This is a genomic window from Pseudooctadecabacter jejudonensis (genome assembly GCF_900172275.1).
In the GTDB taxonomy this organism is placed as follows: Bacteria; Pseudomonadota; Alphaproteobacteria; order Rhodobacterales; family Rhodobacteraceae; genus Octadecabacter; species Octadecabacter jejudonensis.
In genome coordinates this window covers 80,152-102,110 of record NZ_FWFT01000007.1, presented here as the reverse complement: position 1 = coordinate 102,110, position 21,959 = coordinate 80,152, and the positions used below count along the sequence as shown (strand labels likewise).

Annotated in this window: 20 protein-coding genes and 1 pseudogene; 15 read left to right on the top strand and 6 right to left on the bottom strand. The window is 57.8% G+C overall.

What is annotated here, in order from left to right; genetic code table 11:
• Nucleotides 1-13 precede the first annotated feature (13 nt).
• The 3 genes from PSJ8397_RS16440 to PSJ8397_RS16430 are packed head-to-tail and all read right to left on the bottom strand — an operon-like array spanning nt 14 to nt 3,002.
• Nucleotides 14-895, bottom strand: a complete 882-nt coding sequence (locus tag PSJ8397_RS16440; RefSeq protein ID WP_085865735.1) for a carbohydrate ABC transporter permease — start codon at nt 893-895, stop codon at nt 14-16.
• 12 nt (nt 896-907) lie between these two features.
• Entirely contained in the window at nt 908-1,921 is a 1,014-nt protein-coding gene (locus PSJ8397_RS16435; protein ID WP_085865734.1) for an ABC transporter permease, read from the bottom strand.
• A gap of 4 nt (nt 1,922-1,925) precedes the next feature.
• Nucleotides 1,926-3,002, bottom strand: coding sequence for an ABC transporter ATP-binding protein (locus tag PSJ8397_RS16430; protein WP_085865733.1), 1,077 nt, complete (start codon nt 3,000-3,002; stop codon nt 1,926-1,928).
• Nucleotides 3,003-3,156: 154 nt separating this feature from the next.
• Between PSJ8397_RS16430 and PSJ8397_RS16425 the strand changes: the two genes are divergently transcribed.
• The 5 genes and pseudogenes from PSJ8397_RS16425 to PSJ8397_RS16405 all read left to right on the top strand — a co-directional run bounded on the left by PSJ8397_RS16425 (nt 3,157) and on the right by PSJ8397_RS16405 (nt 7,990).
• Nucleotides 3,157-3,849: a GntR family transcriptional regulator gene (locus PSJ8397_RS16425; protein WP_085865732.1), complete on the top strand. Its 693-nt coding sequence runs from the start codon at nt 3,157-3,159 to the stop codon at nt 3,847-3,849.
• Between the two features lie 47 nt (nt 3,850-3,896).
• Nucleotides 3,897-5,270, top strand: a complete 1,374-nt coding sequence (locus PSJ8397_RS16420) for an MATE family efflux transporter (protein WP_085865731.1) — start codon at nt 3,897-3,899, stop codon at nt 5,268-5,270.
• Nucleotides 5,271-5,309: 39 nt separating this feature from the next.
• Entirely contained in the window at nt 5,310-6,137 is an 828-nt protein-coding gene (gene kduI, locus PSJ8397_RS16415) for a 5-dehydro-4-deoxy-D-glucuronate isomerase (protein ID WP_085865730.1), read from the top strand.
• Nucleotides 6,134-6,889, top strand: coding sequence for a 2-dehydro-3-deoxy-D-gluconate 5-dehydrogenase KduD (kduD, locus tag PSJ8397_RS16410; RefSeq protein WP_085865729.1), 756 nt, complete (start codon nt 6,134-6,136; stop codon nt 6,887-6,889). Before kduI ends, kduD begins: the two co-directional genes overlap by 4 nt.
• A gap of 222 nt (nt 6,890-7,111) precedes the next feature.
• Nucleotides 7,112-7,990 (top strand): annotated as a pseudogene (locus PSJ8397_RS16405) (IS30 family transposase).
• Nucleotides 7,991-8,251: 261 nt separating this feature from the next.
• On the opposite strand, the gene PSJ8397_RS16395 reads toward PSJ8397_RS16405, so the two are convergent.
• On the bottom strand, nt 8,252-8,710 hold the full coding sequence (locus PSJ8397_RS16395; RefSeq protein WP_159453167.1) for a caspase family protein: 459 nt from the start codon (nt 8,708-8,710) through the stop codon (nt 8,252-8,254).
• Between the two features lie 377 nt (nt 8,711-9,087).
• On the opposite strand from PSJ8397_RS16395, the gene PSJ8397_RS16390 reads away from it, so the two are divergent.
• Genes PSJ8397_RS16390 through PSJ8397_RS16380 form a run of 3 tightly spaced genes read left to right on the top strand, consistent with a single transcriptional unit; the run spans nt 9,088 to nt 12,823 of the window.
• The gene (locus PSJ8397_RS16390; protein WP_085865762.1) at nt 9,088-10,152 is read left to right on the top strand and encodes a type III polyketide synthase; all 1,065 of its coding nucleotides are present in this window, start codon (nt 9,088-9,090) and stop codon (nt 10,150-10,152) included.
• Nucleotides 10,152-10,649, top strand: coding sequence for an isoprenylcysteine carboxyl methyltransferase family protein (locus PSJ8397_RS16385; protein WP_085865726.1), 498 nt, complete (start codon nt 10,152-10,154; stop codon nt 10,647-10,649). Before PSJ8397_RS16390 ends, PSJ8397_RS16385 begins: the two co-directional genes overlap by 1 nt.
• A gap of 2 nt (nt 10,650-10,651) precedes the next feature.
• The gene (locus tag PSJ8397_RS16380) at nt 10,652-12,823 is read left to right on the top strand and encodes an efflux RND transporter permease subunit (protein ID WP_235000812.1); all 2,172 of its coding nucleotides are present in this window, start codon (nt 10,652-10,654) and stop codon (nt 12,821-12,823) included.
• 68 nt (nt 12,824-12,891) lie between these two features.
• Here PSJ8397_RS16380 and PSJ8397_RS16375 read toward each other — a convergent pair whose 3' ends face one another.
• Both PSJ8397_RS16375 and PSJ8397_RS16370 read right to left on the bottom strand, forming a co-directional pair.
• A complete protein-coding gene (locus PSJ8397_RS16375; protein WP_085865725.1) occupies nt 12,892-13,884 on the bottom strand; it encodes an aldose epimerase family protein in 993 nt (330 codons plus the stop codon).
• The gene (locus PSJ8397_RS16370; RefSeq protein WP_085865724.1) at nt 13,884-14,612 is read right to left on the bottom strand and encodes a GntR family transcriptional regulator; all 729 of its coding nucleotides are present in this window, start codon (nt 14,610-14,612) and stop codon (nt 13,884-13,886) included. Before PSJ8397_RS16370 ends, PSJ8397_RS16375 begins: the two co-directional genes overlap by 1 nt.
• Before the next feature lie 134 nt (nt 14,613-14,746).
• Between PSJ8397_RS16370 and PSJ8397_RS16365 the strand changes: the two genes are divergently transcribed.
• From PSJ8397_RS16365 to PSJ8397_RS16335, 7 genes are all read left to right on the top strand, one after another.
• Nucleotides 14,747-15,529, top strand: a complete 783-nt coding sequence (locus PSJ8397_RS16365) for an SDR family NAD(P)-dependent oxidoreductase (RefSeq protein WP_235000810.1) — start codon at nt 14,747-14,749, stop codon at nt 15,527-15,529.
• Nucleotides 15,526-16,770 carry an enolase C-terminal domain-like protein gene (locus tag PSJ8397_RS16360; protein ID WP_085865722.1) on the top strand — a complete coding sequence of 415 codons (1,245 nt, stop codon included), beginning with the start codon at nt 15,526-15,528 and terminating at the stop codon, nt 16,768-16,770. The genes PSJ8397_RS16365 and PSJ8397_RS16360 overlap by 4 nt, the downstream gene beginning before the upstream one ends.
• Nucleotides 16,770-17,885, top strand: coding sequence for an ABC transporter ATP-binding protein (locus tag PSJ8397_RS16355; RefSeq protein ID WP_085865721.1), 1,116 nt, complete (start codon nt 16,770-16,772; stop codon nt 17,883-17,885). The genes PSJ8397_RS16360 and PSJ8397_RS16355 overlap by 1 nt, the downstream gene beginning before the upstream one ends.
• Before the next feature lie 13 nt (nt 17,886-17,898).
• Nucleotides 17,899-19,128: an ABC transporter substrate-binding protein gene (locus PSJ8397_RS16350; RefSeq protein WP_085865720.1), complete on the top strand. Its 1,230-nt coding sequence runs from the start codon at nt 17,899-17,901 to the stop codon at nt 19,126-19,128.
• A 70-nt stretch (nt 19,129-19,198) separates the two neighbouring features.
• Entirely contained in the window at nt 19,199-20,149 is a 951-nt protein-coding gene (locus PSJ8397_RS16345) for a carbohydrate ABC transporter permease (protein WP_085865719.1), read from the top strand.
• A gap of 8 nt (nt 20,150-20,157) precedes the next feature.
• Nucleotides 20,158-21,042, top strand: a complete 885-nt coding sequence (locus PSJ8397_RS16340) for a carbohydrate ABC transporter permease (protein WP_085865718.1) — start codon at nt 20,158-20,160, stop codon at nt 21,040-21,042.
• Nucleotides 21,032-21,958 (top strand): SMP-30/gluconolactonase/LRE family protein, encoded by a 927-nt coding sequence (locus tag PSJ8397_RS16335; protein WP_159453166.1) that lies wholly within the window; start codon nt 21,032-21,034, stop codon nt 21,956-21,958. The genes PSJ8397_RS16340 and PSJ8397_RS16335 overlap by 11 nt, the downstream gene beginning before the upstream one ends.
• The last annotated feature ends 1 nt before the right edge of the window (nt 21,959 follow it).

Here is a 21,959-nt window from a genome sequence, read left to right as displayed (position 1 = left end):
CCATTTGCGTTTTTTATTCCTTCACTCCTCCGAGAAGGATGCCTTTTTCAAAGTACTTTTGAATGAACGGATAGACGATCAGCACGGGGATGATCGAACAGACGATAATCGCAGCCGTCACCGTTTCGGCGCTAAAGGCCGCGTCGGTCTGGACGATGGCGAATTCATCATCGTCAGACAGTTGTGCGATAGTGTGGCGCAAGAAGACCTGCAGCGGGATTTTGTCTTCGGATTGCAACAGGACCATCGCCCAGAAAAACCCGTTCCAGCGCGACACGATACAGAACAATGTAATCGTGGCGATGGCCGGTTTGCTGAGTGGCACGAACACTTTCCAGAGAACCTGAAAATCATTTGCGCCATCCATCCGCGCGGCTTCCTCAAAGCTTTGCGGGATCGCCTCAAAGAAGTTGCGCAGCAGGATGATGTTGAAGGCATTGACCGCAAAGGCCAGGATGATGCCGAACATGCTGTCCAAAAGGTTCAGATCGCGCATGTTCAAAAAGAACGGGATCAGGCCTGCGTTGAACCACATGGTGAAGGCGATAAACAGGTTGAAGAAACGCCGCCCCTTGAGCTGAGGCCGCGACAAGGCATAGGCCGCCGGGATGATGAACAGCAGCGACATCAGCGTGCCACCGATCGTGTAGATGAACGTGTTGCGGTAACTCATCCAGAATTTCGGATCCTTGATGATATAGCCGTAAGCCTCAAGCGTGGCATCGATGGGCGTCAGCACCACTTTGCCCGCCTGCGCCGCAAAGCCCGAGCTGAACGAGACCGCCGCGATGTAGATAAACGGGTACAGCGTCGCGACGGTGAACATGCCGATCAGGACAGACACCACAATCGCGAAGACTTTGTCGCCGCCGGAGTAAAGGTTCCATCTTTGCATCTGACTATCCCCTTACCAAAGCGATGTGCGCGAAAAGCGGCGCGACAGTGTGTTGGCGGTCATCACCAAAGTGAAAGCGACGACAGCGTTGAACAGACCCGCAGCGGCGGCGAGGTCATATTGACCTGATTGCAGACCCTGACGGTACACCCACGTGTTCACGACGTCCGCCGTCTCATAGGTGGCGGGCTGATAGAGAAGGATCACCAACTCAAACGACACTTCCATGACGTTGCCAATGCGGATGATCAGCATGATCAAGATCGTGGGCAGGATGGATGGAATGGTGATTTTCCACATCATCTGCCAGCGGTTTGCCCCATCCACCACCGCACTTTCGTATAGCGACGGGTTCACCCCTGCGATGGCCGCAAGGAAAACGATGGAGCCAAACCCAGCCTCTTGCCAGATGCCGGTGCCCACAAAGATCGGGCGGAACCATTCTGGCTGAGTCAGGAAGTAAATCGGATCAAGGCCAAACCAGCCCATGATCGTATTGATGACGCCCACGGTGGGGGAAAACGCGGTGATCACGATACCGGCGATGATCACCGAAGAAATGAAGTGCGGCAGGTAAACGATGGTCTGTGCCGTGCGTTTGTAGGTCGCGTGCAGAACCTCGTTGAACATCAGCGCCAGAATGATGGGCGCGGGAAAGCCAAACAGCAGGTTATAAAAGCTGATGGTGATTGTGTTTTTGACCGCACGAATGAACTGGTCATTGTTGAACAACGTCTCAAAATGCTCAAATCCGATCCACGGGCTGCCAGCGGCGCCACGGAAGATCGAATAATCCTTGAACGCGATCTGCAGGCCGTACATCGGTTTATAGAGGAAGACGAGGAACCAGATGATCGTCGGAAGCAGCATCGCATAGATCTGCCATTCACGCCGGAAATGATCGAAGGTCCTGACCCAGGTGCTGTCAGGGGTCCGGGTCTGCTTGTCTTTGCGTACGGCCTCGCTGGCCTCAACCACGACCTCTTCGATGGGAATACCGCCAACATCGGAATTACGGTCTGACATCGGATCAGGCCCCCATGCTCAGGGCGCGGCCTGTCTCTGCATCGAACACTTTCACCAGATGTGATGGCACATGCACGGCATCTACGCCGGACAAATGGTTGATGTCACCATTCGTGTCTGCCTTGAACACCAGATTGTCGTCACCGTGACGGGCATGCAGCAGGGCCTCGGATCCCAGCGGCTCGACCAGATCAAGGTTGATCGGCAAGGTCGAGGTCGTCTCATCCGCGCCTAAAGTCACATGTTCGGGTCGAATGCCGACGATCACATCACGGCCCACGTGATCTGCGGTCTGGCCGTCAATTTTGATTTCCGCATCACCGATCCGTGCGCCGCCGTCTGTTATGACGCCCTTCATCTGGTTCATCGGTGGAGAGCCAAGAAAGCCTGCGACAAATGTATTTGCGGGGTTGTTGAACAGCTCCATCGGGGTGCCGACCTGTTCAATCCGGCCATCATTCATCACGACAATCCGGTCCGCCAATGTCATGGCTTCCACCTGGTCGTGGGTCACGTAAATCGAGGTCACGCCAAGACGATTGTGCAAACGTTTGATCTCGGCCCGCATCTGCGTGCGCAGTTTGGCATCAAGGTTGGACAGCGGTTCATCAAACAGAAAGACCTTGGGGTGACGCACAATCGCACGGCCCATGGCAACCCGCTGGCGCTGGCCCCCCGACAGATCTGCAGGGCGGCGGTCAAGGTAGGGGGTCAGGCCCAAAATCTCGGCCACATCATCAATCGTCGTCTTGATCTCTGCTTTCGGCATTTTGCGGATGCGCAATCCGAAAGCCATGTTGTCGGCGACATTCAGATGCGGATAAAGTGCGTAGTTCTGAAACACCATCGCCACGTCGCGATCCTTGGGGGCCACGCGGTTCATGCGGCGCCCGTCGATCGTTAAATCCCCGTCGGTGATTTCCTCCAACCCCGCAACCATGCGCAAAGTTGTCGATTTTCCGCAGCCGGATGGACCAACCAGAACCACAAATTCCTTTTCGGCAACATTCAGGTCGATCCCATGGACAACCTGAAGTGCACCGTAAGCCTTTACGATTCCATCAAGATTTACACCTGACATGCCGACTCCCTATTTGGCTATGCAGATTCGCCCCTCCCAGAGCGAATCAGTTCTCTCATCTGGTATACTAGTCAAAAAACTAGAATGCCAGTCTAGTATACTAGTTTGAAAGCTGATAGATCACTGACAAATTCTGCTCGGGAGGAGAGGATTCATGCCGAATTCAATGGTCATCACGGAACGCCGGACCAGCGTTGACGATGTGTTTGATTATCTGCACGAACAGATCGCAACGCTTGAGTTGAAGCCCGGCGACCGCATTTCTGAGGCGGAGATTGCGGCGCATTTTGGCGTGTCCCGTCAGCCTGTGCGCGACGCATTTAGCCGATTGGCCAACCTCGACCTGTTGTTGATCCGACCGCAACGCGCCACCGAAGTGCGCCGGTTTTCCATGCGCAACATCGAAAAAGCACGGTTTATTCGTGCGGCGATTGAGCGGGAGGTTCTACGCCGCGCCGCTGCATATTGCGATGAGGAGGCCGAGTCTCTGTTATGGGAGAGCCTGACAGCTCAGGACGTTGTCACGCACAGGGGTGACTATGACGCGTTCGGAACACTCGATTATGACTTTCACAAATTGCTGTGCCACATCGCGCGGGCAGATTACGCCTTTGACGTCATTGTTGAAAATAAAGCCAAGGTCGATCGGATGTGCATGCTGGGACATGACAAGGAGCAACGACTGCCAGATTTGGTGGCGGATCACCATGCCATTGCGAATGCCGTGATCGCCCATGACCCGCAAGCGGCGATTGAGGCCGGCATGATCCATCTGGGCCGACTTGATGAAACCATCAGTCGGATTGAGGCCACCAACGCCAGCTACTTTGAAAAGCCGGACACGTAGCCCCGTGCGCGCGCCGTTTCATCGCCTCGATTGTGATCGCAACTGATATGACACCTTACCTGCACACGAAGGCGGCAGCCCGCGCCCCTGGATCGCGGGATATCTTTGCTTTGGCATGGCCGATGACGTTGAAGGCTATTTTTCTGCACGGCACGGTGGTGATCGACGGTTTGCTGGTTTCACCATTGGGGGAGGAAGCCCTTGCAGCGATGGGGCTGGCTGCAGCCTTGGCCGGGCTGGTCATCGGCGTGTTGTTTGCTTTTTCGAATGCGACGCAGATCCGCACCGCGCAGGCGTTCGGCACGGGTGATCCAATCTTTCTGAAATCGGTTATCGCGTCCAGTTTGACGGTTACAGTTACGTTGGGGCTGGTTGGGGTGGTGCTGATCAGCTTGATCGCCCCAGGCGTCATCGATCAACTGGCCGTGAATGAGGCCGTGGCCGCCCAAGCACAGACGTATCTTACGATTTTCATGGTGGTGATCATTGCGGAATCCATCGGTCAGTCCATCGCCAGTTTCTTTAACGGATGTAGCCAGACGAAACTGCCGCTTTATGGGTACGTGCTGTCTGTGCCCGTTAATGTTGTGGTGTCGGTCGGCCTGATCCATGGGCTTTGGGGCTTGCCAGAGATGGGCGTAGCAGGGGCCGCGACAGGCAGCGCCATAGCGATCAGTTTGCAGTCCGCCTTCTGGGTGCTTTTGCTGGTGCGCAAACACGGGTCTTTGCGGCGTGTCGCAGGTTGGCACAAAGGCGCATTTTCCCCGACACTGCGCCGCCATATCACCTTTTCCCTACCAATTGCGGCCACCTTTATCAGTGCCACAATGGCCGCGCATTTGTGTTCCTTGATTTACGCCAAGATGGCGCTGAACGGGTTTGCGGCCATAACGCTTATTGCGCCTTGGAACATGTTGGTGGGCCAGATTGCCATGCAATGGGCACAGGCGACGGGAATTCTGGTGGCGCAACTTCTGGGCCAAGGCGCATCGGAGGATGTGTTGGACACGTTCTTGTCGCGCGCATGGCGCGGGGCGTTCATCGCGGCGGCCATTGTCGCTTGTGTATTTCTGGCGATGTGCCTGTCCATCGACTGGATTTACGCAGATCTGGAGCCTGAGACCCGCGCAATCCTGTTCGGTTTCCTGCCTATTTTGCTGCTGATCCAGTTCCCCCGCGCCACCAATGCCATCTGCGGCAACACCCTGCGCGCCGCAGGCGACACCGTGTATGTCATGCACATTTTCATCTGGTCGCAATGGGCGTTCCGCGTCCCTGCGACTGCTTTTTTCATCCTCTACCTCGACTTATCCGCCTTTTGGGTCCTGTCGCTGTTTTTCTGGGAAGAGGTCGTCAAATTCACTCCATTCCACCGCCGCTTGTGGCGCGGGGAGTGGAAACATTCACAGGTCGCGGCCTAAGCCCCGCGCGCCTTAGCAAAGATCAACAAGGAGACACCGATGATCAAAACACAACTGCGCCGCGCCATTGATCCGCGCCACGCCAAAACCTTTGACACCACGCAACTGCGTGAGGAATTTCTTGTCGACAACCTCTGGATCGAAGACGATGTCAGCCTGACATATACCCAATACGACCGCATGATTGTGGGCGGGGCATGGCCGAAATCCGGGCCGCTGACCATTGATGCCGTTGATCAAACCGGCACCGACGGATGGTTGGACCGGCGAGAGGCTGTGCTGGTGAACCTGGGCACTTCCGGCACGGTGGAGGCCAAGGGCGAGACGTATGAGCTGGGCAGGTGTGATATGCTCTATCTTGGGATGGGGTCCGGTGCCGTTACGGTGTCGGGGTCTGACGCCAAGTTCTACATCATCTCCGCGCCCGCACACCGTGAAATTCCCGCACAACTGGCCACCATCGATCAGGCCAACCAGGTCCCCCTTGGCAGCCGCGACAGCTGCAACGAAAGGGTGATTTACCAGTTCGTGCATCCTGCCGGGATCGAAAGCTGTCAGATCGTCATGGGTATGACCAAGTTTAGCGCAGGGTCGATCTGGAACACGATGCCCGCCCATATCCACGAGCGCCGGTCGGAGATCTACATCTACATCGACCTGCCGGATGATCAGAATATCATTCATCTGATGGGCGAACCCGACGAAACGCGCCACCTTGTGGTGCGCAACGAACAGGCCGTCTTGTCACCACCTTGGTCGATCCATTCAGGCGCGGGAACTGCGGCTTATTCGTTCATCTGGGCCATGGCCGGTGATAACATGGCATTCACCGATATGGATATGGTCCCCATGGAGGATTTGCGGTGAGCCGGTTTTCCCTAAACGGCACCCGTGCGCTGGTGACCGGTGCCAACACAGGCATCGGTCAGGCGATTGCTGTCGATCTGGCCGCTGCCGGTGCCCATGTCCTTGCCGTTGGCCGGTCATCTATGGACGACACGCTGGCGCAAATCGCGCAGGCGGGCGGCTCCGCAGATGCCATCAAGGCAGATCTGTCCACGGTCAAAGCGGCGCAAGACATGTTCGCCGAGGCCGAGGCGGCCCACGGCCCAATCGAAACCCTGGTCAACAACGCGGGCATCATCCGTCGTGCGGACAGCGTCGAGTTCTCGGAAGAGGACTGGGATGCGGTGATGGATATCAATCTCAAGGTTGTCTTCTTCCTGTCGCAGGCCTTTGCCAAGGCCCGTTTGGCGGCGGGCGGCGGGGGCAGTGTGATCAATATCGCGTCCTTGTTGTCGTTTCAGGGCGGCATCCGCGTGCCGTCCTATACGGCGTCCAAAAGCGGTGTAGCGGGCCTGACGCAGACCTTGTCCAACGAATGGTCCGCGCAAGGCATCACTGTGAATGCCGTGGCCCCCGGTTACGTGATCAGCAACAACACCACGGATTTGCGCAATGATCCTGATCGCAATCAGGCAATCCTTGATCGCATTCCGATGGGCCGATGGGCTGATCCTGCCGATATTGCGGGGGCGGTGACCTATCTCGCGTCTCCTGCTGCGCGTTATGTGACAGGCATCACGTTGCCTGTCGACGGTGGCTGGCTGGGCCGTTGATTTATGGGCTGGGCTGAGGGCACGGCTTTGACGTGCAACGGCCCAGCCGACCCAGACTTGAAACATCACGCGACTTCTGGGTCATCACACCATTTGGCATAACGCGTGAAATAAATTTAACATAACATTGATTACGCGATCATTTAAGTCCTGCGGGTGCACGCTACCTCCAACTGCGACTCTTGTTAGAAAACAATATGTTATCTGACGAGAGGAAACGCTATGGGATCCGGTTATACGCAATTGAGTATCACAGAACGCCGCAGAATAGAACGCTGGAGGCATGCAAAGGGCGCTGTTGATGAGATGGCGCGGGTCTTGAAGCCCTGTCGTTCGACAATTTTCCGAGAACCAAGACGTAATCAATTCCGCGATGAGAGTATGTCCAAATGTGATGGCTATTTTGGTGCTGCCGCCCAGATGATGGCGTCAGATCGGCATGCCCGGCAGCGTAAGCTGATTAAGTATCCGAACCTCGTTAAACGCGTGGTCGAACGCCTACCGAATGGTTGGACACCTGAACAGATCAGCAACCGCATGATCCATGAAAGAGCTGTACCCAGAGTTCGTTAGGAAACGATCTATCGCTACATTTATTCTGAAGAAGGCCAGCGCGATGACTTGTGGTTGTACTTGCCCACGCATCGTGTCGCCCGCAGGCCGCGTCGCACCAGGCGGCGCAGAGAGCCGAAGTTCCACCGTGATGTCAGCAGGTTTACGGTCATCTTGACGAACCCGAACAAGCGCACGAAGCCAGTCATGGGAAAGATCATTGATGCGATCCGTGACCTGCCCCTTACAGCGCGCAAATCAATTACCTTTGATCGTGGGACCGAGTTCGTCAGCTGGCCGCACCTGCAGGCCGAGATCGGCACCCAGTCGTGGTTCTGTGATCCGTCTTCGCCCTGGCTAAAAGGAACCGTCGAAAACACAAACCGACGGTTTCGGAGGTGGCTACCCCGCAAGCGGGACATCCGCCGATGCACAGATCACGATATGAAGGTGATCTGCGATCGCCTCAACAACACTCCGCGCAAATGCCTTGGATGGAAAACTCCAGCCGAAGTTTTCCGTGAAAAGTTGATGGAGGAATTGCACTAAGACCCCTACCCTGACCTCAACAAGAGTCGCAGTTCAAGTATCGCTCACAGGCTTTGATCTTCCCGCGTGGAAAGTTGGACTAACCATGAATCATTGCGCATTAGATCAGTGACGTCTCGGTAAGGGTTTGCCCGCAAGGCGTCGTGCCAGGCCTGTGCATAGGGGCCGTTGCCCCCTGCCATCGTTGGCGGCGTGCCCAGGCGCGCTGGCGAAGCCCAAAACAACGGTGTCTGGCACAGCAACAGCACCGTCTAGGCCTGTTTATATACCCCGCAACCCGCTATCGCGTTCAATCTGTTGGCTCCATGGATTGGTGCGACAGGCGTTAAACAGCACCATTCCGAAATACGATGCCTTTGCCAAGATCGACAGCAGGCGGGAGATGGGCACCGCGGTGTCTCGGACGTCCTGTTCTGATCCGACGGCCCCGACAACAGGGATTAGACAGTTCTGCCCATCAGCAGCCATGCCGTGGCCTGTATAATAAATCACCGCGATGTCCGCGCGGATTGCCGCCTCTTCGAGGGCCTGCAAAGGGTCTGATCCAGTGCGGGCTATCAGATCCTGGACAAAGTAGGTCTTGAACCCCAGATCCGCAAAAACGCTTTCCATCAGGGACGCATCGGATGCGGCATTGGGCAAGGCCGCCTCACCAGAGTAGTCTGAATTTCCGATCAGCAGGGCAATGCGGGCGGCCTCGGCCTTGGCGGAACGAGGCAATCCAGAAAAAACATGATCATCAAGATCAACGAAAATATGATCCGTCCAATGATGCCCATTTCCCCCCCTTTACCACAGGCATTGACCAGCCTCGTGCGGGTGGAAGTGCATACGAAATTGATGGTGAGAGAAGCCTTAAAATTCAGGTACAAGTCCGCGCGATGGCGTCGCCGGTAAGGACGCTTTGCCCTGCGATCGTCGTCGTCCTGACCGCTTGTTTCCTGAATGGACGGCGGTGCTGGGGGCAGACGGACATATGCCCTGCCAGTCACGAGATGTCATCCTTTTGTGAATTGAACTCGCGCCAGAAGGGTGCAGGTGATCAGCACGACAGAACATCAAAAATGAAATTTAAATTTTACAAAAAGGGGTCGGTCATGTCCGTCTATCTTCACGGTTTATCCACGGCTTTACCGCCACATTGTTTGTCTCAATCAGAGGTGCAGGACCGCGCTGCGCTGATTTTCGGCGATACCTATCCGCAGTTTGATCGCCTGTCCAAAACCTTTGAAACAGCGGGCATCGACAAACGGTACTCTGTCGTTCCGATCGATTGGTTTTCGCAAGATCACGGCTGGGCGGACCGCAGCGCGGCCTTCTTGACGGGCGCGAAGGCGATGTTTATCGATGCGGCAGAGCGTGCGCTTACCGATGCAGGCTGGACCGGTGCAGATGTCGACACGGTTGTTACCGTCACCTCAACCGGGATCGCGACACCGTCCCTCGAAGCGCAGGTCTTTTCCGAAATGGGCTTTCGGGATGATATCATGCGAGTGCCGGTGTTTGGGCTGGGCTGTGCCGGGGGTGTTTCAGGGCTGTCGACAGCGCAAGCCATTGCAGCGGGCAAGCCAGGATCGAAGGTGCTTTTGGTTGTGGTTGAAGCCTGTTCGGTCTCATTCCGGTCAGATCGACTGCAAAAGGCGGATATCATCGCGACGGTCCTGTTCGGAGACGGGGCCGCAGCCGCATGCCTGAGCACGGCCCCCAAAGCCACCGGCAATGTCATTACGCTCAGCACTGGTCACCAGCAGATGTGGCCCGATACCCTGGATATCATGGGCTGGGATGTGGACGAGACCGGCTTCGGCGTGGTTTTTGACCGGTCAATCCCGTCCTTTGTGTCCCAGGAATTCGCCGCTGCCACCCGGGGCGCTTTGACGGCAGCGAACCTCAATCACGCGGATATTGATCGCTATGTGTGCCACCCTGGTGGGGCAAAGGTCGTGGATGCGATTGAAGACGCGCTTCACCTGCAACAGGGCGCTTTGAATGCGGAGCGCGAGACGTTGCGCGCGGCGGGTAACATGTCGGCCCCCACGGTGATGTTCGTGATGAAATCCGTGCTTGAGGAGAAGAAAACCGGCCAGATGATGGCCTGTGCGCTCGGGCCCGGGTTTACCGCGTCCTTCCTGCCGTTTCACGTCAGTGCGGAGGCCGCATAATGGAAACTGCAACGCTTCTTTTTCTGAGCTTCATCGTTGTGCAACGGCTCAGTGAACTGGTGATCGCAAAACGCAACACCGCGCGGCTTTTGGCGCGGGGCGCATTCGAGGTTGGCGCAGAGCATTATCCCGTGATGGTTTTGATGCACAGTACCTGGATTGCTAGCCTCATTATCTTTGGCCTGAATGCATCCGTCCATTTTGGTTGGCTTGCCGTGTTTGCGGTTTTGCAACTGCTAAGGGTCTGGATCTTGGGCAGCCTTGGTCGCCGTTGGACAACGCGGATCATCATCCTGGAAGAGCCCGTTGTTGTGCGCGGCCCGTTCAAATATGTCTCTCATCCCAATTACATGCTGGTTGTGGCAGAGATTATTGTCGCGCCATTGGTGCTGGGCCTTGGATGGATCGCTGTCCTGTTCACAGTGTTGAACGCGGCGATGTTGTGGGTTCGTATCGGAGTAGAACATAGAGCCCTCGCCCCATTTCGGGTGGCCTAGGTTTGTCTTTGGGCATTGGCTTTGGGGGGGAACGCCTTGGGCTGGTCGCGATCAGGTTCCCGCGTTTGGCCGCGTTTTGTCTGTTTGCGGCACTGGTCTGCGTTGGGGCCAGTCTGCCGCGGCTGTCCTTCGACGATGATATCCATCGGGTGTTTCTTTCGGACAGTGGTGTCTCACAAGCGCAGCGGGCGTATGACAGCGCGCAAGACCCCCCGCTGAGCACTGCGTTGATCCATATCGTATCGCTGGATGCGTTTGATGCCATGCAGATGACCGCGTTGCGTGATCTGTCGTTGGATCTGGAGAGAGTTGAGGGGGTCACTGCTGTGGCCTCCCCTTTCGTTCTCAGATGGCCGCCTACGATCAATGCGCCGTCGGGCAGGCCTGTTTTTGGGCCGCAGATTGATCCGTCCTTTGTAGATGACCTGTCAGCGTTTGAAGACTTAGAAACTGGCTTGCCTTTGTTTGTGAACACGGCCCGCACCGCGATGTTGTTCAGCGTATCGATCAACACAGACGCCACAACGGTTGAGGCAGCCAGCCACGCCGTTCGGCAAATTCTAGACGGTGCGTTGCCTGCAGACCTGTCGGCCAGCTTAACCGGCGAAGACGTGATCAGCACCGAGATCGTCTCTGCCCTCAAAGGGGATTTGATTGGGTTGAATTTGATAGGTGCGGTGATCATTACACTGGCGGCGATTGCGCTGGTGCGTGATGTGCGCCTGACTGTGCTGGCGGTTGTCCCGGCCCTAGTCGGGGCGGTAGGGGTGCTGGGGCTGTCCGTTTGGCTGGGCTATCCGATTACAGTTCTAAACAATGTCATTCCGATCCTGCTTTTGGTTTTGGGGGTTGCCGACGGTGTTCATCTAGCCTTGAACCTGAAGGCCACCGGCAGTGTGAGGGCTGCGATCAAGAACGTGGGTCCAGCCTGCGCATTGACCGCGCTGACGACGGCTGCGGCCTTCGCCAGTATCCTGGTGACGCGCAATGCCCAATTGTTCGAGTTTGCGGTTTTAGGGTCACTCGGAGCTATTTTGTCGTTCTGTTTTGTGATTGTGACCTTCGCGCTGCTGGGGCAGAAGGTATTGCCGACAGACAAACCTATCCCAAAATTCAGCGCCATGTTCGCCCAGACCCTGTCCGCGAAAGGGGTCATGTGGCCGCGCCTGACGTTGGCCACCTGTGTGCTGGTCTTGGTGGGCGCAACTTGGGGGTTCAGTCAAACAAAAGCGTGGTTCCCCCTTTATCAAAATCTGCCCGCAGACAGCAAGACCCGTGCCACCAACGACACCATTTCAGAGGATTTCGGTGGCGCATTTCAGATGGTTGTCGAAACGGATGGTGGATGGGCGCAAACGCAGACTCTGGTCGCTGAACTTGAGGCAATCGTTGCGAAGGGGGCTGTTTTGTCAGAGGTAAATTTGGCGCGGTGGCTAGGTCAGCCAGACGTGCAGCCGACGCCTCAGGATTTGGCGGCGTTACCCGAAGTGCTGGCCGATCAGTTGCGTCCCCGGGGGGACCTGAGCCGTATTTTTTTGTCCGTGCCCGAACCCATGCGCAGCCAAGAGACGCTGGCGCAGTTTGACAAGATCTATGATGTCGCACGCGCCGCAGGGGCAGACACCATCATTGGTCTGCCAACCCTTATGCGGCTGGAATCCATAACACTGATCGAACAGCTGGTGTTTAGCCTGATCGTGGCCAGCTTGGGGGCGACCGCTTTGGTGGCGTTCGCGTTCCGCTCAATTCATATGGTGCCGATTTTGATCATCCCCAACACCTTGCCGCTTGTGATCACCGGGGCTTCTTTGCATGTGTGGGCGGATGGACAGCTTACCCCGACAGCCGTTTTGGCCCTGACCATCGCCTTTGGAATTGCCATTGATGATACGGTGCATTTCCTCAATCGATACGTTCAGGGGGTCGCGAAGGGGGAGAGTGCGGCCCAGGCCGTGACGACCGCGTCCTCGTCTGCGGGAATGGTCATGGTGGTCACGACGCTTTTGTTAAGCGCGGGATTGTCTGTGACGTTGTTCAGTGACTTCGTGCCGATCCGCGTGTTTGGTGGCATGATGATTGTCACATTGTGGGCAGCAGTCTTGATCGATCTGTTGCTGTTGCCAGCCGTGTTAACCCGCAAGAGGGACCCCCAGCCGACCACGAGCCGATCCTGAGTTTGATCTGCTCCAGTTTGGTCAAGTCAGAGTCTAACCCTTTGCCATTAAGGAGCAGAAACCGGACATCAAACCGAGGTCTGCACTGCGATCGAATAGTCGGTTCTCCAAACCTCACCGGCCTTCAGTTGAGCGGTCGTGCGCACTCCAGCTCGCGCGAGTGGCGTGTTTAGCGATCGGGATTGTTCAACCCCCAAATCAAATGCGGCCGCGACAGGTTCGATGCCCACGGCGCACACCCGACCGTCCCACGGCGCATAGTCTCGTCCGCGGTTTGACAGCCACAACAGGCAGCTGGGCAAATGGGTGTCATCCCATGTCACGTCGACCTGATACCCCAAATCCGGCCGAGACAGGCTGACACATCCGCCGGGGGCTGTCAGCAGGATCAGGTCCTCACTGTGGCCCGCAAATGGCAATGCGGCTGCATCTATGGACGTGCCGTCTGTGGACAAGAGGGATCTAAGTGAAACGCCCTGTTGGTTGGCTTGCAGACGACTGCGCCCCGGCTCAACATCGCGTGGAAAGGTCCACGCGGAATCCTCCCCTGCCACGCGGAGAAACGCAGCACCCGGTGCTGCATCGGCCAGCGACACGACGGGGTGCAGGCCGATGGGAAGGGCCGCGTCTTGCCGTGCGCTCACTTCAAGTTCCAGTTGAATTTCGCTCTCACTGGCCAGATGAACGCGACGTTTCAAACCGACAACCGGCCCATCCTCCGGATAGGTGATTTCCGCCAAAACCGTTTGCGCGCCGTCCTGCGTCAAGGTCCACGGACGATGGGCGCCAAAGCCGTGGGCATGTTTGTGCCACGGGGCGCGATCCAGATCATTTGGCCAGCCGAGGGGCAAATCACCGGGCGGGTCTGGCACACCGAACGGCACGCAGGGCCATTCACCGCCAAGATGCCGGGTCAGGACGTCCATTTCACGGGGATCATCGCGCCACGGGTTCTGAAACAAGGGTCGAACGGTTTGTCCGCCCACATGGAATCCGGCGTCCGCAATGATCGCCCCGACCGGATCAATCTCAACCCATGCCCGCCCCTTGACCAAACGCATCAGGCAAGGCCAGCAACCGTTTGCCCATGAAGCGTCGAAGAAACCGGACGGTCCTGTGCGTCTTCGTCAAAATATTCCGGCCGGTTTCTGCGCAAGGCATCGATATCAGGCAGAACCTGACGAAGATGCGCATTCAGGCTGTCGGTAATCTCGACCGGATCATTCGCTGCAATGGCCGAGACAATTCGGCGGTGCTGCGCGATCAGTTTGTCAAACGACTGCGCCTGCGACAGGCTCAGCCTGCGGACCCTGTCCATCTGTACCTTGGCTTCTTCGATGTATCCCCAGACCAAAGGCAGCCCTGCGATCTGGGCGATTTCAAGGTGCATTGCTTCGTCGGCTTGATAGAACAGCTCTGCGTTGCCTTCGGCATTTGCCAGCTCTTGCTCTTCGATGGCATGGGACAGCTTCAGTCGCGCCAACGCGTTCATGTTTTTGGCTGCGGTTAACGCCACCGAAACCTCCAGCGACTCGCGCACAAATTGCGCGGTACGCACCGCATCAACACGAATCGGGGCGACCATCGCACCGCGATTGCGCAGGATTTCGACCAGTCCTTCACTTGCAAGCCAGACAAGAACCTCGCGGACGGGCGTCCGGCTTACCCCGTATTCATGGGCAAGCTTTTGTTCCACCAGCAAGGCGCCCGGCTTCAGGGTCAGATCAATGATCTTTTGGCGCAAGCCATTGTAAACAATAGATGCCGTCGACTGCGAGAGTTGTCTCATCCGCGGAATGTTCCCTCATCCATGGTCTTCAATTCGGTCCAGTCATAGTCAGCTTACAGCAGCTTGACAACGGTATCTTCGTGTGTGTGTATACAAAAATGTAGATTGTATACAATTTACGGTGGGAGGATATCTTGGCGTCTAAGGCTTACCTTGTAACCGGTGCGGGCAAAGGCATTGGCGCTGCTGTGGCCGCCCATCTGGCCCGGGACGGCGCACGTGTGATGTGCATGGATATCGACGCCGATGCGCTGCGCGGCCTTGTACAAGACACCACCGTTGCGCCCGGCCAGATCGAAACAATCACTGGGTCCGTGGCCACCCCGCAAGACTGCGACGCAGCAGTCGCGGCCTGTTTGGACTGCTTTGGGCAGCTTGACGGCCTGTCCCATAACGCCGGCATCCAGCGCTATGGAACCGCGGCTGATACAACACTAGACGGCTGGGCGGAGGTGATGAACACAAACCTCAACAGCGCATTCTATCTCAGCCGCGCCGCCCTGCCCGCCCTATGCAAAACACGCGGCGCAATCGTCTTTATGGGGTCTGTGCAGGGGCTGGCCAGCCAAGCGGATGTTGCCGCCTATACAACTGCAAAACACGGGCTGATCGGGCTGACGCAATCCATCGCTGTGGATTTCGCCAAAGAGGGCGTGCGATGCAACTGCGTGGCACCGGGGTCGGTTGATACGCCGATGCTGCGCGATGCGGTGGGTCTTGCGGACAACCCTGACGCTGTTTGGGCGGCGATCCGCGCCATGCACCCGCTGGGCCGCCCCGGCACCCCTGCGGAAATTGCAAATCTGGTCGCGTTTCTTTTGTCTGACGCGGCCTCATTCATCACTGGCGAAACCATCCGCGCAGATGGCGGGCTGCTGTCACTGATCGGTGGCTCGCCCAGTCAGGAGCCGTCATGACTACAATCGCCGACATCAAAGCCACAACCGTCGCGGTTCCGCTGGAGGCCCCCCTGCGCCACGCCAACGGCACCCACTGGGGTCGCTTCGTGCGCACGATTATCGAGGTAATCGACAGCGAGGGCCGCTCTGGCTGGGGTGAGATGGGCGGTGGCGGTGAATCCGCCGAGGCTGCCGTGCTGGGGCTGAAGCCTTACTTGATCGGCCATGATCCGATCCAGTTGGAACAGCTGCGCTGGAAGCTGATGAACCCTACCGCATCGCTTTATAACAACCGGATGCAGCTGCACGCCGCCGTTGAAATGGCCTGCATGGATCTGGCGGGGCAGCAACACGGGCTGCGGGCCTGTGACCTGCTGGGGGGCGCCATCCGTGAGGCTGTCCCCTTCGCCAGTTATCTGTTCTACCGCTATGAAAATGACGCGGGCACCGCGGGCGGCGAAACCCGGGCGGACGACATTGTCGCCATGGCCCGCACACTGAAAGACACCCACGGCTTCACCACGCACAAACTCAAAGGCGGGCATTTCGCCCCCGACCATGACATCACCGTCATGGAGGCGCTGGCAGACGCCTTTCCGGGTGACTCCTTACGTCTTGACCCTAACGGGGTCTGGTCCGTCGAAGAGGCGATCCGCGTGGGTCGGGCCATTGAACATCTGCCCAACGATTATTTCGAAGACCCCACCTGGGGGCTGGACGGGATGCGCCGCGTACGCGACCGGACCAACATCCCCACCGCAACAAATCAAGTCGTTGTAAACTTTGAACAATTGGTTCAGTCGATCCGTCAGGATATCGTCGATGTGATCCTGCTTGACACCACATTCTGGGGCGGGCTGCGGCAGGCCTATAAGGCGGGCACTGTGTTGGAGACGTTCCAGTTTTCCGCCGCCGTCCATTCCTCGGGCGAATTGGGCATTCAACTGGCCTCGATGCTGCATCTGGGGGCTGCTTTGCCCAACCTGAACTTCGCCGCTGACGCGCATTATCACCACCTGACCGATGACATCATAGAAGGCGGGCTGATGACCTATGAAAACGGCGCCATCGCGGTGCCCAAGGGCCCGGGCCTTGGCGTTGAGGTGAACCGCGACAAGCTTGCGGAATACGCCGAGCATTTCAAATCCGTCGGCGGCTATGCCTACGACCGCGATCCAGGGCGGCCCGATTGGTATGCCGTTATGCCTGAACGAAACTACGCCGATCCGGCCGTCAAAAAAGTGAGCAAAGCACCCTGATGGCCAGTGAAATCAAGATACGCGATCTGGTCAAAGTTTATGGCCGACTGCCCGTGGTACGCGGCATTGATCTGGATATTCCGGCGGGCAGCTTCACCGTGTTTGTCGGGCCGTCTGGCTGTGGCAAGACGACGACGCTGCGCATGATTGCGGGGCTGGAAAGTATCTCTCACGGGGATCTGACGGTGGACGGCGTGCGCATGAACGAGACGCCTTCGCGGGATCGTGGTGTGGCCATGGTGTTCCAATCCTACGCGCTCTATCCACATAAAACCGTGCGCGAAAATCTTGAATTCTCGCTCAAGCTGGAAAAGCTTCCGACGGCAGAGATCAACCGCCGCATCGACACGGCCGTCGAGGTTCTGGAACTGGACCCCTACATGGACCGCAAGCCCGAAGCGCTGTCAGGCGGGCAACGCCAACGGGTCGCAATGGGCCGTGCGCTGGTGCGCGAACCCAAGGTCTTCTTGTTCGACGAACCTCTTTCTAATCTGGACGCCAAACTGCGCAACCAGATGCGGGTGGAAATCAAGCGATTGCAACGCCAACTGGGCGTCACCACCGTTTATGTGACCCACGATCAGGTCGAAGCCATGACCATGGCCGACATGATTGTCGTGATGCGGGACGGTCTTGTGGAACAGACCGGCAGTCCGATCGACATTTTCGAAAACCCCGCCAACCAGTTTGTCGCGGGGTTCATCGGCACACCGCAGATGAATTTCATCGACGTCACAATCGCCGGTGGGACGCTCAATGTGCCGGACTTCGGGGTTCACCTGACGATGCCAAAGGGCCGATTTGATCTGGCCGCCCACGATGGGCAAGCGGCCGTCATGGGCGCGCGGCCCGAACATCTGGTCCCGGTGGGCCATGGCGCATCCGTGGAGACCGACAGCCACTTTGAGGCCGAAATCGAATTTAGCGAGATGCTGGGAAATGAAACCCTGCTGTTTTGCCGGAAGGGCGCGGTCAAATTCGTCGCCCGGATGCAAAACCCCCGAATGATTGAACCGGGAGAAACGATGACCTTTGGCATCGATACCGACCGGCTCAACCTGTTCGACAAAACCACTGGCGAGACGTTGCGCCAGCCCAAAGCCAACGACATCTAAACGGGAGGAAGACATGAAACACTTTATCAGGACATTCACCTCAGCGGCGGCCCTGTCGGCGCTTGCAACGGTGGCCATGGCAGACGTTGAGCTGCTTCACGACAAGGGCTTCTGGTCCGAAGCCCTTGAGGCTGTCGGCGACGCCTCTGAGACCAGCACGGGCAACCGTCTGGTGCAGACACCCTATGCCACGCCCGAACAGTACAAAGCCTTTGTCCAGACATCCGCAGCCAGTGGCGAAATGCCCGATCTGTTCACCTGGTGGACGGGCGGCGTCTATGAAGAACTGATCGCCTCGGGTCAGGTCGCATCCATGGATCCGCTGTGGGAAAAAATGATCGCAAGCGGCAATTTCGACGCCTCTTTGCGGGATTTCTATTCGGTAGACGGCGTGGCCTACGGCATCCCCTTGCACCTGTCGCGGTGGATCGCGCTGTATAACACCGACCACTTTGAAACCGCCGGCATCACAGAACCCACCACCTGGGAAGAGTTGAACGCAGCCGCTGAGGCGCTGAAGGCCGCAGGCATCACGCCTTTCCATGCCACCACGCAAGACGGCTGGCGCGGGTTCATCTGGTTTCAGGAAATCATGATCCGTACCAACCCAGAGGCCTACGCAGGTCTGCATGACGGCTCCGTTGCTTATGACAGCGACGCGGTCCGCAATGCCTTCCAGATCTGGTCCGATTGGTACGCCAAGGGCTATTTCACGGATCCGCGTTCCAATGACGAAGTGGGTGACTTTGCCAAGGGCGAGGGTGCCATTTACCTGATCGGTGACTGGGCCGTCGGCATAGTCGAAGGCGCAGGCATGACCGCGGGCGAGGATTTCTCGGCCTTCATCATGCCCAACGCGGATCCCAGCCTGCCGTCGTCGTCCATCCTTGAGGGCAGCCCCATCGTGATGTCAGTCTCTGGCTCGGAAAACCCCGACGCCATGGCAGCGTTGGAGTTCTTCACCTCTGTCGAGGGGGCAAACGCCTGGGCTGCGGCCTCCGGCAACGCGATTGGCAACGCCAACGCCGCCGCCCCCAACGCCGTGGTCGAAAAGATCAACGCGGATGTGGCCGCCAATGGCACAATCGCGATTGGCCGCTGGTGGGAATCTGTTCCGGCTGAACTGCAGGGCGAGATCGTGGCCGAGTTCAACCGCTTCATGCTCGACCCGACCATGGAAACGGCCGAGGACGTGATGGCGACCGTTCAGGCGCTGAACGCCGACTACTGGGCCAACCTCTAAGGCTCTCCCTGAGGGGGGCGGTGCACCTTGCCGCCCCCTTTGACACGCTCGACCGGACAGGACAGCAGACATGCCAAAGCGCGAAACGGACGACGAAATTCTGGCCCGTATCGGGCTGGACACGCTGGCCGCCACGGAAAAACACCGTACCCGCCGCGCCTTTCGGACCGCGTTTTTCTTCATGGCACCGGCAGTGGCATTCGTGTCCATCGTGCTGCTGTTTCCCGTCCTCTACAACATCTACATCAGCCTGACGAAATGGCGCCGTTTCTCCGGCTTCGACGAATTCGCAGGCGCGCGGAATTACACCCGCATGATTGACAACCCCTTCTTTGCCGAGGCCTTGGCCAACACCGCGATCTGGGTCGTGGCGTCCATGACATTGCCCTTGGCGATTGGGCTGGGGCTGGCCATTCTCTTGCGCGGTGCCCCCGGCGAAGGGGCGTTCAAAAACATCATCTTTCTGCCACGCATTCTGGCCCCCACGGTGGTGGGCGTGCTGTGGTTCTATGTCTATGCGCCCGATGGCGTGCTGAACCGCGCGCTTGGTGTTGCAACGGGCCGTGAGGTCGATATCGGCTGGCTCTATCAGGACAACACTGTCACGGGTGCGATCATCGCCACCTTCGTGTGGCAATCGGTGGGGCTGGTCATGGTGCTGATCCTACTGGGTCTGGCCGCCATCCCCCGCGACCCGATTGAGGCCGCAACCGTGGATGGCGCCCGCCCGTGGCAGGTGTTCCGCCACATCACCCTGCCGCTGTTGCTGCCCACACTTCTGGTGGTCACAATCCTGTCGGTGCTGGCCGGTTTCACCGCCTTCGACCTGCTATGGGTCATGGGCGTCCCCTACCCCGGTCAACGCACCCTGTCGCTTGCGGTGTTCATGTACTTTGAGGCCTTCCAGAAAGGCGCATGGGCCTTCGGATCTGCCCTGGCAGTGGTCATTGGCATTGTCGTGCTGTCGGTGACGTGGGTTCAGGCCGCCATGCAGGCGCGAATTGACAGAATGACGAAATAGGACACCCCATGGCCGTAGATCTTGAAACGCTGGACTTCGATCAAATCGCCAAGGCGGAACGACGCCGCGGCAAAGGGTCTTGGCTGATCATGGGCGGCGCGTTGGTGATGAGCGCCGTGTGGATCGTGCCCTTTTACTACATGATCATCTCGATCTTTAAGACAACGCCGGAATACGCACAAAAGCACCCCCTGGCCTTGCCCGACGGCGTCGGCCCCTTGATCGACAACGCTGTGACCGCTTGGAACAACGCAAAGATGGGCGCGGGTTTGCTGAATTCCTTCATCTACGGCAGCATCGGGGGCGCACTGGCGATTTTCATCGCAGCACTGGCGGCCTACGGGCTGACGCGGTTCGATTTCAAAGGCCGCAACCTGTGGTTCATGCTGATCTTTTCCGGCACGGTGTTTCCGTTCCAGATGTATCTGATCCCGCTGTTTTTCACCTATCAGGAACTGGGCCTTCTCAACACCCATCTGGGCATGTTGATCTTCTATACCGCCATCTGCATCCCCTTCCCCGTGCTTGTGCTGCGCAACTACATGAATGGCCTCTCACGAGAGATGGATGAGGCTGCGCGTATGGACGGGGCCCGCGAATGGACCGTCTTTTCGCGCATCATTCTGCCCAATTGCCTTGGCCCGATGACGGCAACCTTCCTGTTGCAGTTCACATGGATCTGGAACGACCTGTTGTTTTCGACCGTGCTGGCCAACAAAACCGAAGTTCGTTCGATCATGGCGGCGCTGCAGGTGTTTCAGGGCAGCTATTCATCGTTTGGGCCGAATGTGATCATGACAGCGGCGATCATCGCCTCTTTGCCGTCGCTGATCCTGTTCATTTTCCTGCGCAAACATTTCATGAATGGGATGCGGATTTCCAATGTCGGTTAGGTCGCTTGGCACAGCTGAGCGCTTGCTGCACTGCGGCTGCATCGTCGGCGAAAGCCTGATCTGGGACGACCGAACGTCCCGTCTGGTCTGGATCGATATGCTGGGTCACAAAATCCATCTGTTTGATCCGATCACCCAATGTCACGATACCTGCGACACCCCTGGAATGGTCACCTCCATCGGGATGTGTGGCAGCGGAGGCTACGTGGTGGGTCTCGAAAAAACCGTGGCTGTATGGCGACCGGGCCAGGAGTTCGAGACTTTGGCAACGATCGAACCGGACCGTCCCGAAAACCGCCTGAATGAAGGCGTCGTGGGGCCCGATGGATGCTTTTGGGTTGGCACCATGCAAAACAACGTCGGCGCAGACGGCACCCCCCGCGATCAGACAGAGGCAACCGGCCAGGTCTGGCGCATACACCCAAATGGCGCGGCTGAGCAGATGCTGAAGGCCGGTTTCTGGCTGACCAACACGATTGCATGGCTGGGTGGGCGCGTTGTGATCGGGGACACGGGCCGCAACACCCTGTTCAGTTTTGCCCAGAACACCGCGACCGGCGCTCTGGACGACAAACGCGTCTTTCTGGCGGATTACGGCAGCGGTCTTCCTGACGGATCCTGCACAGATCAGGACAGCCATCTGTGGAATTGCCGCGTGGTCGGTGGATCGGAGGTCCTGCGTCTGGACAACGAGGGGACGCCCGTGGCTCGAGTTGCGACACCGTGTTCCTGGCCCACAAGCTGCGTCATCGGCGGGCCCCAGATGGATACGCTGTTTGTAACCTCAGCGCGGTTCACCATGACGGACAACCACCTGACCGACGCGCCATGGGAGGGCGATCTGTTTTCGTTCAAGCTGACCGGGATCAAGGGACATTTGCACCACAGGTTCGGCGAGGCACAGACGGGAGGATAGG

Bases quoted from the DNA above. Each gene is read 5' to 3' on its own strand.
- PSJ8397_RS16370 (WP_085865724.1), bottom strand. From the start codon at position 14,612: ATGAGACAACTCTCGCAGTCGACGGCATCTATTGTTTACAATGGCTTG.
- PSJ8397_RS16425 (WP_085865732.1), top strand. From the start codon at position 3,157: ATGCCGAATTCAATGGTCATCACGGAACGCCGGACCAGCGTTGACGAT.
- PSJ8397_RS16420 (WP_085865731.1), top strand. From the start codon at position 3,897: ATGACACCTTACCTGCACACGAAGGCGGCAGCCCGCGCCCCTGGATCG.
- kduI (WP_085865730.1), top strand. From the start codon at position 5,310: ATGATCAAAACACAACTGCGCCGCGCCATTGATCCGCGCCACGCCAAA.
- PSJ8397_RS16350 (WP_085865720.1), top strand. From the start codon at position 17,899: ATGAAACACTTTATCAGGACATTCACCTCAGCGGCGGCCCTGTCGGCG.
- PSJ8397_RS16440 (WP_085865735.1), bottom strand. From the start codon at position 895: ATGCAAAGATGGAACCTTTACTCCGGCGGCGACAAAGTCTTCGCGATT.
- PSJ8397_RS16435 (WP_085865734.1), bottom strand. From the start codon at position 1,921: ATGTCAGACCGTAATTCCGATGTTGGCGGTATTCCCATCGAAGAGGTC.
- PSJ8397_RS16430 (WP_085865733.1), bottom strand. From the start codon at position 3,002: ATGTCAGGTGTAAATCTTGATGGAATCGTAAAGGCTTACGGTGCACTT.
- PSJ8397_RS16340 (WP_085865718.1), top strand. From the start codon at position 20,158: ATGGCCGTAGATCTTGAAACGCTGGACTTCGATCAAATCGCCAAGGCG.
- PSJ8397_RS16345 (WP_085865719.1), top strand. From the start codon at position 19,199: ATGCCAAAGCGCGAAACGGACGACGAAATTCTGGCCCGTATCGGGCTG.
- PSJ8397_RS16355 (WP_085865721.1), top strand. From the start codon at position 16,770: ATGGCCAGTGAAATCAAGATACGCGATCTGGTCAAAGTTTATGGCCGA.
- PSJ8397_RS16360 (WP_085865722.1), top strand. From the start codon at position 15,526: ATGACTACAATCGCCGACATCAAAGCCACAACCGTCGCGGTTCCGCTG.
- PSJ8397_RS16390 (WP_085865762.1), top strand. From the start codon at position 9,088: ATGTCCGTCTATCTTCACGGTTTATCCACGGCTTTACCGCCACATTGT.
- PSJ8397_RS16385 (WP_085865726.1), top strand. From the start codon at position 10,152: ATGGAAACTGCAACGCTTCTTTTTCTGAGCTTCATCGTTGTGCAACGG.
- PSJ8397_RS16335 (WP_159453166.1), top strand. From the start codon at position 21,032: ATGTCGGTTAGGTCGCTTGGCACAGCTGAGCGCTTGCTGCACTGCGGC.
- PSJ8397_RS16375 (WP_085865725.1), bottom strand. From the start codon at position 13,884: ATGCGTTTGGTCAAGGGGCGGGCATGGGTTGAGATTGATCCGGTCGGG.